Below are 12,323 nucleotides of genomic sequence, written 5' to 3'. Positions count from 1 at the left end.
GAATGGAGAATCTAGTATATGCAATAGTACTTTTACCACTTTTAGGGTTTCTTATTAACGGTTTATTCGGGAAAAATCTTCCAAAAATATTGGTAGGATCTTTAGCTACAGCAATGGTTTTCGGATCTTTCTGTATTGCTGTAAGTCTTTTCATGAATTTCAATTCTGAAAGCCAGCCTGTAATCGTAAAAGCTTTTGAATGGTTTAGAGTAAATGGAGTTCAAATCAATTTTGGATTCCAGATTGATCAGCTTTCTTTAATGATGGTGATGATCATCACGGGTATCGGTTCATTGATCCACTTATACTCTATCGGATATATGAGTCATGATAAAGGATTTTATAAGTTTTTTACTTATCTGAACCTTTTCATCTTCTCCATGTTACTTTTAGTAATGGGAAGCAACTACCTTATCTTATTCATCGGATGGGAAGGTGTAGGTCTTTGTTCTTACCTGTTGATCGGATTCTGGTATACCAACGAAGAATACGGTAAAGCAGCAAGAAAAGCTTTCATCATGAACAGAATTGGTGACCTTGCGTTATTGATCGGTATTTTCATGATTGCTTCTCAGACCAATGCTGTAGATTATCTTTCTGTAGCAGAAAACGCTTCAAAATTTGAATTGGACGGAACAGTGATTATCTTTATCACAGCGAGTTTATTCATCGGTGCTACCGGTAAATCTGCTCAGGTTCCATTATATACATGGTTACCGGATGCGATGGCCGGGCCAACTCCTGTATCAGCCTTGATCCACGCGGCAACGATGGTAACGGCAGGGATCTATCTGGTAGTAAGATCAAACTTCTTATTTACTTTAGCCCCTACCGTGCAGGGAGGAATTTTATTCATCGGATTCTTAACAGCTGCATTGGCAGGATTCTATGCACTACGTCAGAACGACATCAAAAAAGTATTGGCATACTCTACTGTTTCACAACTTGGATTTATGTTCATCGCTTTAGGTCTTGGAGCCTATACTACAGCGATGTTCCACGTAATGACGCATGCATTCTTTAAAGCATTACTATTCTTAGGTGCAGGTTCTGTAATCCACGCTATGAGCAACGAGCAGGATATGCGTTTCATGGGAGGTCTTAAAAAATACATTCCTCTTACCCACGCTACATTCCTTATCGGAACATTAGCCATCTCAGGTTTCCCTTTACTATCAGGGATGATCTCTAAAGACGAAATTTTAGTAGCAGCTTTCGCTAAAAACCCTGTTTACTGGGTAATCTTATTTGTTTTAGCGGCAATGACTGCAACCTATATGTTCAGACTATACTATCTTACATTCCATGGAGAATTCAGAGGTACAGAAGAACAGAAACACCACTTACATGAAAGCCCGTCTAATATGACATTACCATTGATCGTATTGGCTGTTCTTTCTGTAATCGGAGGTTTTATCAACCTGCCACACTTCATCGGCCACGGGCATTATGCCAAACTGATGGAATGGTTAAAGCCTGTTCTTACAGAACAAAGCTACAGCCAGATGGAAGCTACTCTTTCAGGAGTACCTTTCAATACTGAAATGATATTATTAGCAGCAACAATCCTGATGTTCTTCTCTGTTTGGTTTATCGTTAGAAACACTTACGTAAAAAAGAAAAAGATGGCTGTTGCGGAAGAAAGCTATACCGGATGGGAAAAGCTTTCTGCTAAGAAACTATATGTTGACGAACTTTACAACGCATTGATTGTAAAAACTGTTGAAGGATTAGGACGCGGAGGAAAAATGTTTGATAAGGGTATCTTGGACCGTTTTGTAAACTTTGTAGGTGATGGTGCTGAAGACAGCGGAAAAGCTATGAAGCGTGTACAGAACGGAAATGTAGAGACATATATCCTTATCATGTCTTTAGCGGTGGGAATTATACTGATTGTTAACTTTATATTACAATAATGTCTGGTTTATTATTAACATTATTACTATTACCTCTAGTAGGTTCGGGAATAGTTTTTGCATGGAAAAATAGTTCCAGCAAATATTTGGCGCTTGGAATTGCATTGGTACAGATGCTCCTTACCTTCTATATGCTTTCGGATTTCAATTTTGGACCGACAGTAGACAGTAAGCTTCAGTACGAAATCACTTATCCTTGGTCTCAATTTATTAAAAGTTCTCTTCATTTCGGTGTTGACGGGATGAGCATGCTTCTTTTATTATTGACCAATATTCTGGCTCCAATCATTATTTTATCTTCTTTCAACGAAAATGTAAACTACAGAAATACATTCTACGGATTGATTCTGCTGATGCAGTTTGGTCTTGTAGGAGTGTTCACTTCTTTAGACGGATTGTTATTCTATATTTTCTGGGAAGTAACTTTGATTCCAATTTGGTTCATTGCCGGACTTTGGGGACAGGAGAATAAAAGGTTTGAATTCACTACGAAATTCTTCGTATATACATTCGTAGGATCATTATTTATGTTAGCCGGATTGATCTATGTGTACAATCACTCTGCATCATTCGCTTTAACTGATCTATACAATGCACAACTGAACGAAACACAACAGACTGTGGTATTCTGGTTTATTTTCTTTGCTTTTGCAGTGAAATTACCGGTATTCCCTTTCCATACATGGCAGCCTGACACGTATACCTACTCTCCTACTCAGGGATCCATGTTATTATCAGGGATCATGCTGAAAATGGCAGTATATGGTGTAATGCGTTATCTGCTTCCAATTACTCCCCTTCCGATAGCAGGAATTTCCGGGCAGATCGTAATTATTCTTGCCATTGTAGGAATTGTTCACGGTGCTTTGATTGCGATCATCCAGACGGATATGAAGAGAATCATTGCGTATTCATCTTTCTCTCACGTAGGATTGATGGTAGCCGGGATCTTCGCTTCTGCAGTAGTTACTCTTAGAGGAACTTTCAATGTGGAGGGAGCTGAAGGAGCATTGGTACAGACTTTTGCCCACGGTATCAACGTAGTAGGATTATTCTACTGTTGTGATATCTTATACAAGAGATTTAAATCAAGAGACATCAGACAAATGGGTGGTTTAGCTAAAGTAGCGCCTAAGTTTGCTGTATTGTTCCTGATCATTATATTAGGTTCAATGGGAGTTCCATTGACCAATGGATTCATCGGGGAATTTATTTTGTTGAAATCAGTTTATGATTTTAACGGAACAGCAGCGATAATTGCTGGTCTTACGGTAATTCTCTGTGCGGTGTATTTATTGAGATTCTACGGAAAAGCAATGTTTGGAGAAGGAGATGAAGCCGTTTTAAGTACAGCAAAAGATTTATCAGGTGTAGAGTTTTCTGTATTGGCAAGTTTAGCGGTTTTTGTGATTTTACTTGGTATTTTCCCACAACCGGTAATTGACATGGTGAGTAGTTCGGTGAAGTTTATCTACACGGCGATGGCCAACTAAAAATTAAAAGATTTAAAAATTAAAAAATTAAGAGGTTAGAGAAGAGTAAAAGATAAGAGGCAAAGAAATTAAAGACGGGAAACTAAACCTGAAACTTTAAACCCTAAACTTTGAACCTTGTACTTTAAACTTCAAATCTCACATCTCAAATCTATATTATGAGTGTTTTAATTATTGTTTTCCTAACGGCAGTTATTGCGTTATTTTCAGGAGTTTTTGAACAAGGAAAATTCGCAAGATACATTGGGATTTTGGGATTAATCATTGCATTGTATGTAAGTTTTATGCCGGAATGCTCGTTCTTCGACCATTACAAGCATATGTACGAATACAGTGACAATACTGCATTATTCACTAAAATAGCAATTGTAACAACTTTATTATTATTCTTCCTGGGAGGTTTTGCATTCAGCAATCACAGAAGCCACCAGTCAGAATTATATGCATTGATGCTATTTGCATTATGCGGAGGGATCATCCTTTTCGGATATCAGAACTTAGTGACGATGTTCCTGGGTGTTGAAATCCTTTCGATTCCATTATATGTAATGGCCGGAGCCAACAAAACTGATCTGAGATCCAACGAAGCTTCTATTAAATATTTCCTGATGGGTGCCTTTGCAACAGGTTTTCTACTGTTCGGTATTGCTTTCATCTACGGAAGTGCAGGAAGTTTTGATCTTTACAAGATTCATGATTTTGGAGTAGCCAATTCAGGGAATGTAATGTTCATCTTAGGAGTATTACTGATTCTTTGTGCATTGGCATTCAAAGTGGCTTTAGCCCCTTTCCACATGTGGAGCCCTGACGTGTATGCAGGTTCTCCTTCATTAATCACAGCTTTCATGGCGAGTGTGGTAAAAATCTCAGGATTCTTTGCCCTGTTCAGATTGATGACGCTCGGTTTCACTGGAGTAACTCATGAATGGATCAATGTTTTAGGAGTATTCCTAATCATTACTTTACTTTTGGCAAACGTTATGGGTCTTGCCCAGACGAACGCAAAAAGAATGCTGGCTTACTCTTCAGTTTCCCACGCAGGATACATCGGATTGGTGTTCTTCGGAATGACAAGCCTTTCTACGTATAACCTGGCGTTCTATTTATTTGCTTATTCTTTATCTACAGTAGGCGTTTTCATGTGTCTGATCTGGGTAGAGAAATTAAAGAGAGAAACTTCTTTCGGAGCCTTCAAAGGATTGGCGAAAACTGAACCTTTATTAGCAACAGTGGCAACGATCTCTATGCTTTCAATGGCTGGAGTTCCGCTAACAGCTGGTTTCATGGGGAAATTTGCTCTATTCTCCCAGGCCATGAATGGTGCCGCTTTCTTAGTATTGGTAGCTGTGTTAGGTTCTGCCTTATCTATCGCTTACTATTTAAGACTGATTATTGCCATGTTCTTCTTTAAAGAATCAACATTCAAATCATCAGAAAAAGTAACACTTACTTACAACATCATTGCAGTAGTTGTTATTGCCTTGATCATCATCCTCGGAGTTTTCCCGGATCTGTTTGCAAGAATGTTCGGATTATAAACGACCTTATAATAAATGATATTAAAAACCTTCCAGCTGACTGGAAGGTTTTTTTGTTAAGTACAATCATATTATTTTTTTTATCACTCATAGTAGAATTACTACAATTTATCTTTTCAAAATTTTATAGATTTACATTATGTGAAAAAAAAATTGATGATGAAAAAAGATTTTATCAAATATAAAGTCAAGCCAGATGATAGTCTCAGCTCTATTACATTTCGTATGAATATGAACAAATACGATCTAAAGGAGTTTCATAATCAAAACTGCGGGAAGATGGATAAGTTGTGGTTTGAAAGCCTGAAGGGAGTCGAATTTATTTTGATACCTACAGCCTATATATCTAAAGAAGAACAAGAGGACCAATTACAAAAAAGACTTCCCTTTGCCCAAGATTTAGCTTCATTTCATGCTGATGAATATAATATCACAGAAAATATACAGCAACTCAATAAAAGTGAACTAGAATTTAATTATAACGTTAATATTGAAATAGAACAGAAAGCAGCCCAGATTATTGCCAAAACGAGACAGAAAAATTTCAAAAAAAACAACTGCACACCGGATGATAAAGTAACCTCACTTGCGCTAGCTTGTATGGAAGCTGTCTCTCCTATTCCATTTATCATATCACCTCATGGAAAAATATCTTCATTTGCCGATCATAAAACTTTAGTACAAAAATTTAAAGATAATGAAACTTTAGAAAAGCTATTAATATCCTTTGGAAATTAGCTTGTAATATATAATAAAAGTGAAGCAATAACAAAAACACATATGAGAAAAGGGATTTTACTATTTATTCTATTTATTTTGTTGATTCATTGTTCTGAAAAGACACAACAAAATAAAGCTCCTTATAACTTGGTTGAAGAAGGTGATAATACTAAATTCAATTATGACAATCTTTCTCCGGATATTATTAATTATGGAGCTAAATCTTTAGAAAACCTCAAATATAAATTTCCTGATTCTGAATTATTTTCCAAAAGGATATCAGAAGTGTACGGGGTAAATATTGATGAATATACCAATAGGATTGTCGCTCTGAGAATGTCAGATTTTCCGGAAGTTGCAATAAAAAGTAAAGCGTATATATTAATACAGGATAGCGATTCTGATGCTAAATATTCTATCACACCGGATATTTTATATCACTATAATAAATTTATTTTTCATAAAGATAATACAGCGTTAAAAATCCTGAAAATGAGAGATCCTTATCTTACAAAAGATTTGGTTTTATATTACGGATATAATGAAGATAAAGATCTTGTAAGCTTTGCTTTCAAAGATTTCGATTTTTCAAACATAACATCTTTCCACGAATTAATCTTCGGAAGAAAAAATAAAAATCAACAATTTGTACTTAGAAACGGTATAGTAAATGATATTGAACAGATTGTTTATAAAGGCAAAACCAAAGAGATGCTTTCTGAAGCTAAGGAAGGAAACGGATATGATTCGTTGGGCGAAATTCTCAATATGATGTATAAAAATCAACTCGACTATGAAGAATGTGATAAAAGTATTGCTTTTTTATGTGAGAAGTCATTAAATGTAGGTGATATTGGAGATGTTCAGAGGTTTATCAATAAAAATAAAGGCTTTATTAAAAAGTTAGAACACAACAATTTTTATGGTAATGAAAGATTAAAAGTTTTTTGTGAAAACTTAGAAATATTCAATGGTCCGGATGACAATAAAATAATAAATGATCCCGATGGATATACCAATCTGAGAAAAGATAAAAATACCACTTCTGAAGTTCTACAAAAAATAAGATCAGGAGAACAGGTAAAAGTTTTAGATCAAAGCGGAGATTGGTGGCTTGTGGAAACAAAGGATGGCAAACAAGGGTATGTACATAAAAGCAGAATAAAGAATGAATAAATGCTATAAAATATATTACGAATAGTATCGTTTAGACAATTTCTTTTTTGGTATATTGTCGAAATATAAAAATGATACCCAATATATTAAACCTTCCAGCTGACTGGAAGGTTTTTTATTTTTGAATGCATACAAGTCATACTATAATTCACATCAATAAGACCTTTTGGAAAATCATTATTCTATACATTGAAAAAAAATTAATCAAAACAGACAATACCTAAAAATTATCAATTATCCATTATTAATTTATTAAAATTAAAAACAAAATAAACAATAACCGATTCTAAGACAAAATAAATATTAAAAAAAGTTAAAATACACAATATAAAGCAGTAAAATTATCAATACATTTGTTTTCAATTTCGAACTAAACACAAACAAAAACACTTACAATGATGAAGACAAACAGCAACATTGCTGCTGCATTCTTATTATGCACTATGGGCTTATTGCAGGCGCAGGAAAAAGATTCAATAACCTCAAAAAAACTGGATGAAGTCGTAATGGTAGGAACCAGAACGGCACCGAGATCAAGCATTTCTACTCCCCTTCCGATTGATAATATAGATGCTGCGGTCATTCAGTCATCGGGACACAGCTCAGTAAGCCAGGCTCTGCAGTATAGAATTCCATCTTTTAATTCTACCAGCGCGGCTGTGCAGGATGCCACCTCATTACTGGACCCTTTTGAAATCCGGAATATGGGATCATCAAGAACATTAGTATTGGTTAATGGGAAAAGAAAAAATCAGTCATCGTTAATTTTTACACAGAATACTATTGGTAAAGGAGAAACTGGTGCTGATTTATCAGCCATTCCTTCTATTGCAATTAAAAAAATAGAAATTCTGAGAGATGGGGCCTCTGCCCAATATGGTTCTGATGCTATTGCCGGCGTTATTAATATCATATTAAAAGATAAAATAAACTTCACAGAAGCAAACGCTAATCTGGGATTATATTCAAAAGGAGACGGCTTTACCCAAAATTTTAATGTTATTACAGGATCAACATTCAAAAACGGAGGTTTTGTGACTCTTTCGTCCAACCTCCAAAATAATGATTATGCCTATAGAAACGGAAAAGTAAACCCTTATTGGGAAGCACAGACATTTGGTGCCAGCCAAAATGAAGTAGACTCTTATCTGGCTAAATATCCTGATGCACAAAATAAAAATGCATATCCTAAAAAGAGCAGCATAAGTTTCCTGGTAAATGCTTCAGTTCCGGTATCTGAAAGATCTAATCTATATGCCAATGCTTCATTTGCGGCCAAAAAAGTAAGCAGCTTTGCCAACCACAGAACACCTTACTGGGTCAATCCGGCCAACGTACTGAATTCACCGGAAGGCTTCACTCCCACATTTATAGGCGATCTCACAGACTATGGAGCCACACTGGGATACAAAACAAAAACAGAGAGTGAATGGAATATAGATCTTAGCGCCACATTTGGAGGAAATAAAATTCTGTATACAGTCGGAAATACATTCAATGCCGCTTTAGGGGCATCCAGTCCTATTAATTTCAAGCCCGGAGGGTTCAGATTCAGCAACATTGTTGGAAATATTGATGTCTCCAAAAGACTGTCAGAACATATTGCCCTTGCATTCGGTACTGAAGCGAGAAGGGAAGAGTATGAGATTTATGCAGGTGATCCGGCTTCTTACTATCAGACAGGATCTATTTCTTTCCCGGGATCATCTCCTGAAAATTCAGGAATCTTTTCGAGATATAATATTGGGGTATATGCAGATGCAGCCTTTGATATTTCTGAAGCCACAACCTTTAATACCACTTCACGTTTTGAAAATTACAGCGATTTCGGAAATGCACTGGTATGGAAATTCAGTGCAAGACAAAATATTATCGGAAAAAAACTGGTTGCCAGAGGCTCTGTTTCTACCGGTTTCCGGGCTCCCTCTTTACAACAGGTATACCTTTCTACCATTCAGAATGTATTTACCAATGGTAACATCGCTGCGGAAGGGTTATTTAATAATGTAGGAAAAGAAGCTAAAGCAGTAGGTATCCCAACGCTGGAGGCAGAAAAATCGCTCAATTTTACCTTAGGATTGGGAATTCAACCCAATAAGAATTTCTCAGTGACCCTGGACGGGTATCTGATCAATGTGTACGACAGAATTCTGCTAAGTTCCAGGATGAGCGATAAAGCGACCATATTGGATCCATTAAGCAATATCGGGGTAAGCAACGTAACTGCAGCAAGTTTTTTTATAAATGGGGTAGACACAAGAACGATAGGACTGGATCTTGTAGCCAATTACAGAAATATAAAATTAGGCGGTGGCAAACTTGCCTTAAACCTCTCCATGAATATGAATCATTCTAAAATAATGAAAAATTCAGATAAGCTGGCCGGACTTAATCTTTCTGCCCCATTCAACAGAACAGAAGAAGCGTTGACCACCACTTCAAGACCTTCCCTGAAGGCAGTTTTCGGTCTGGATTATGCAATCCAGAAATGGAATATCTCTCTTAATAATACGTTATTTGGCAAAGCTACTTTTGCAAACAGCGGTATGCCGGGAGCCAACCTCGCCTGGAATGATCCCAATGCCGGATCACAATCTTATCTGAGATTTAAACCAAGAATGACTACAGATATTACCATTAATTATAACATCAACAGTAAAAATACAATCAATATCGGAGTTCTTAATGTTTTCAATGTTGTACCGAAATGGGAACTACGCAATCTGCCGGCAGATAAATCATACGACGAAGTTTATAATACGGTTACCTTCAACGGGAGATACCAGCAATCCAGTTATGATGCCCAGCATTTCAGCATCTTTGGAACCCAGTTTATACTTGGCTATAACATTAAATTCTAATATTATCCACATTTTTAATTACAAAGCTTCCTGTAACCCAGAGGAGGCTTTTAATTTTTAAAACTGTCCTGCTATTTTAAAAACATTCAGATATATTCATAAAAACAAACGGAGATTCACTAAATTCAATATACTTTTTAATAATTTCACTATAAAACAAAAATAAAACGAAAGAAAAGGTTATTTTCAACAATTAATAACAAATTTATAAATAGTGTTTTTTTCATAACTTTACTGTAAATTTTTCAGCTCTTGGCTAATCTCTATAAAAAAGACTCTCCCTTTCAGGTTTATATATCATTCAAAAAATATTTGGATGTCCTGGAGCACATCCGCTATAATGACAGGCTGGAATACAGGGTAAACTATGCAGAGTCATTGATTGAGAGCACCAGAAATTTTAAAGAGCTCCGGGAAGGCTTTCAGGACACTGCTCTTCTCGAAAAATATGAAGACCTCATCAGACTGCTTCTTGCTGATCTTTTTCCAACCGGGCTTACTAAAAATGAGATAAAAGCGGCAAGCATTCCTCTTTCCAATATCACATTCAATTATACGGAAAGGTTTAAAGATATTCTGAAAGATGCAGGAAAAGACTTCGAAATTGAACTGAGAAATATTTCAGATAATGAATTCTATGTGTTCTGCTGTTGTCTGATTCTTCAAAGCTACTTCAAAAAAGATATTAAAAGTACGCTTCCGTTTTATTATGACATTCCCAATAAACAGGGAATCATGAAGCATTATAAGATTACCGTCAATTCAGACTTTACAGAGATTATCCCTACAGAGGACGCCAAAATGCCATCTGATGATATTCTGGATATGCTCCTGGAAAACCTGGATGATTTTAAACTGTGGAAAAAATATTTCCCTTCCCAATCCTGGATATTGAGAGGGTTCACCATTATTTCACTGGTAGACTGTACTTCTGAGGTGGCACTTTCTGATCTGAAATCAAGTATGATTGAAATTGATCCTGAAGATTTGAATCCCAATGAAAACCTGACTGAAATCTTTAAATCCTATTTTGATGTCCCGGAACTCAGCTTTGGCCTGATGACCTTCAACAAAAAGGAACAGAAGCTGGATAAACTCCCGATTTATGAGAGTCTTCTCACCAATCATATCCTTGACTTCTGGATCAACGCCTTTGATGAAGATACCCGTAAAACCACTTTTAATAATTTAAATCATAATTCAAAGCCGGTGGTTGTTTCCAATGTAAACAATCTGGATGAGAATGTCAAAAAACTCCCTTCCTTTAGCATTTTAAAGGATAATAACGTGAATAGTTTCATGGTAATTCCAATCATGAAAGAAGGTGAGCTTCTTGCGATCATGGAGTTTACTTCTCCTATTGCCGGCAGTTTCAATGGATTAAAACTTAAAAAACTGGAGTTTTTCACCGATATGGTCCTATTCTCTCTGAACAGGTTTTATTTTGAGAAAAATTATCAGATAGAAGCCATTATCCAGCGTGAATACACAACCATCCATGACAGCGTGGTCTGGAAGTTCAGAAATGAAGCTGAAAAATATTTCACGGCATCCCTCGGAAAGAAAATATATACTTTAAAGCAGATTGCATTTAAAAACCTTACCCCTTTGTTTGGGGTTTCAGATATCCGTTCTTCTTCGGAAAAACGTTTTAATCTGATGCTGCAGGATCTTAATCAGCAGATTGAATCACTGAATGAAATTTTAACGCTCACCAATTCGGATTCAGAAAAGTTTCTGCTCGCATTGGATGTTTTTGAAAATGAGCTCAACAATGAGATTAAAGCTGATACTGAGCAGCGTTTCCAGCGGGTGTTAAGAGAAGAAATCCATCCTTTTTTACAGGGAAAACTGGAAATCAGGACCTCCAGAGAAATAAAGTCGAAGATCAAAGATTATTTTTCACACCTATTTACACCTACCGACCTGTTTTATCATCACAGAAAAAACCTGGATGATTCTATTACGCTGGTCAACAGGAAACTGGCGGATATGCTGGACGAAAGCCAGATAAAAGCACAGGAAATTTTCCCGCATTATTACGAAAGATTTAAATCTGACGGCGTGGAGCACAATCTGTATATTGGCCCTACCATTGCACCTGAACTGCATTATACCTCGAAAGTTGTCCACAAACTGAGATACTGGCAGCTGAAAACCATCTGTCAGATGGAACTTGATTTCCAGTCATTTAAAAAGGATCTTCCTGTACAGCTGGATATCGCGTCACTGATTTTTGTGTATAACGAAAAAATAGACATCCGTTTCAGGATGGATGAAAAACGTTTTGATGTAGACGGAGCTTACAATTCCTATTATGAAATTATTAAAAAACGTCTGGATAAAGCCCACGTGAAAGATTCTTCAGAACGCATCACAGCCCCCGGAAAAATCACCATCGTCTATTTCGGAATGGAAAACCAGAAGGAATACTTAGATTATATTTCCAAACTTCAGAAAAAAGGAGTTTTACAACATGACGTAGAATTCTTAAAAGTAGAGGATCTTCAGGGAATTACAGGGTTATTGGCACTGAGGGTTTCTTTTACCCTTCCGCAGGAATAAAAAATCCGGAATATACATCCCGGATGATTATTTATCGTTTCTCTTCAATAAAAA

7 protein-coding genes are annotated in these 12,323 nt (G+C 36.3%); all 7 read left to right on the top strand.

The features are described 5' to 3' along the window. Positions 1 to 2: 2 nt before the first annotated feature. Positions 3 to 1,916, top strand: coding sequence for an NADH-quinone oxidoreductase subunit L (gene nuoL, locus ACP3T3_RS18240; RefSeq protein ID WP_426477187.1), 1,914 nt, complete (start codon positions 3 to 5; stop codon positions 1,914 to 1,916). Beyond that, positions 1,916 to 3,409 carry a complex I subunit 4 family protein gene (locus ACP3T3_RS18235; RefSeq protein WP_426477186.1) on the top strand — a complete coding sequence of 498 codons (1,494 nt, stop codon included), beginning with the start codon at positions 1,916 to 1,918 and terminating at the stop codon, positions 3,407 to 3,409. Before nuoL ends, ACP3T3_RS18235 begins: the two co-directional genes overlap by 1 nt. Positions 3,410 to 3,567: 158 nt before the next feature. Then, complete coding sequence (locus tag ACP3T3_RS18230) at positions 3,568 to 4,947, top strand: NADH-quinone oxidoreductase subunit N (RefSeq protein ID WP_426477185.1); 1,380 nt, start codon at positions 3,568 to 3,570, stop codon at positions 4,945 to 4,947. Between the two features lie 156 nt (positions 4,948 to 5,103). Further along, the gene (locus tag ACP3T3_RS18225; protein ID WP_426477184.1) at positions 5,104 to 5,685 is read left to right on the top strand and encodes a hypothetical protein; all 582 of its coding nucleotides are present in this window, start codon (positions 5,104 to 5,106) and stop codon (positions 5,683 to 5,685) included. A 42-nt stretch (positions 5,686 to 5,727) separates the two neighbouring features. Beyond that, positions 5,728 to 6,843 (top strand): SH3 domain-containing protein, encoded by a 1,116-nt coding sequence (locus tag ACP3T3_RS18220; RefSeq protein WP_426477183.1) that lies wholly within the window; start codon positions 5,728 to 5,730, stop codon positions 6,841 to 6,843. Positions 6,844 to 7,238: 395 nt separating this feature from the next. Then, positions 7,239 to 9,704 (top strand): TonB-dependent receptor plug domain-containing protein, encoded by a 2,466-nt coding sequence (locus ACP3T3_RS18215; protein ID WP_426477182.1) that lies wholly within the window; start codon positions 7,239 to 7,241, stop codon positions 9,702 to 9,704. Between the two features lie 252 nt (positions 9,705 to 9,956). Next, positions 9,957 to 12,269, top strand: coding sequence for a GAF domain-containing protein (locus ACP3T3_RS18210; protein ID WP_426477181.1), 2,313 nt, complete (start codon positions 9,957 to 9,959; stop codon positions 12,267 to 12,269). Positions 12,270 to 12,323 lie beyond the last annotated feature (54 nt).

Origin of the sequence: Chryseobacterium sp. CBSDS_008, assembly GCF_049959325.1 — a bacterium.
GTDB lineage: Bacteria > Bacteroidota > Bacteroidia > Flavobacteriales > Weeksellaceae > Chryseobacterium.
Note: the sequence above shows the minus strand (reverse complement) of the source record. Positions and strands in the feature narration are given on the sequence as shown.